The 1,256-nt window shown below is 62.5% G+C and carries 1 protein-coding gene; it reads left to right on the top strand.

The genetic code is table 11. The features are described from left to right. Positions 1-81: 81 nt before the first annotated feature. Positions 82-1,256 (top strand): ISL3 family transposase (locus tag WS69_RS15960; RefSeq protein WP_059471703.1); only part of this gene is annotated, 1,175 nt, incomplete at its 3' end.

A 1,256-nucleotide genomic window follows, 5' to 3' on the forward strand; every position in this document is an offset into this window, starting at 1 on the left:
GGTTCATCGCAGTAAACCGTGGAGGGTTTGATGGAGATTGCGTAACCTGACGCCTGATTCTATAGAGGTCAGGAGGAAGAATTGCACGATCGCAAGGCACTTCAGGCACTGGGCGGCTGGACCGGCTATCGGTTGGAGCGGGTGGAATGGCCGGAAGGAGGCGGCGGTACGCTGTCGCTGTATCTGAAGCCGGTCAGCAAGGTCATGCACTGCGAACAGTGCGGAGCGCGCTGCCAGCAAATCCACGAGACGACGGTTCGGCGAGTGCGCGATCTGCCGCTGTTCGAGTACCGAGTCGTGCTGCATGTCCCCCGCCGTCGGGTCTGGTGCGAACACTGCGGCGGCCCGCGACTGGAGAAGCTGGCGTGGCTGGGCCGCTACCAGCGGGTGACGGAGCGGTTCGCCAAGGCCTGCGAGAAGCTGCTGCAAGCGGCCAGCGTGCAGGCAGTCGCAGCCTTCTACGATCTGGGATGGCACACGGTCAAATCGATCGACAAGATGCGCTTGCGAGCGCGTGTGGCCGAGCCGGACTGGTCGACGATCCGCTATCTGGCAATGGACGAGTTCGCGCTGCATAAGGGCCATCGCTACGCCACGGTGGTGGTCGATCCGATCGGCCGGCAGGTGCTCTGGGTCGGGCTCGGACGCTCACGCGAAACGGCTCGCGCCTTCTTCGAGCAGCTTCCCGACGGCGTTGCCAAGCGCATCGAAGCGGTCGCGATCGACATGACCACGGCCTATGAGCGGGAGATCAAGGAACAGTGCCCGCAGGCGGAGATCGTCTTTGACCTGTACCACGTCGTGGCCAAGTACGGTCGCGAGGTGATCGACCGGGTGCGAGTGGATCAAGCCAATCAACTACGGCATGACAAGCCGGCCCGGAAGGTCCTGAAGTCCAGCCGCTGGCTGTTGCTGCGCAACCGTCACAACCTGAAGCCGGAGCAGGCCGTGCACCTGAAGGAACTGCTGGCCGCCAATCAGTCGTTGTTATGTGTCTACGTGCTACGCGACGAACTCAAACGGCTTTGGTTCTACCGGAAGCCAGCCTGGGCGCAAAAGGCTTGGGGGCAATGGATCGAGCAAGCCCGGCAAAGCGGGATTGCCGCGCTGCAACTGTTTGCCCAGCGCTTGCAGGGTTACTGGCACGGCATCCTGGCCCGCTGCCGCCATCCGCTCAATACCAGCGTCGTCGAAGGCATCAACAACACCATCAAGGTCATCAAGCGTCGCGCTTACGGGTACCGCGACGAGGAATA

The sequence above is a fragment of the Burkholderia sp. BDU5 genome (genome assembly GCF_001522845.1).
GTDB classification, from domain to species: Bacteria; Pseudomonadota; Gammaproteobacteria; order Burkholderiales; family Burkholderiaceae; genus Burkholderia; species Burkholderia mayonis.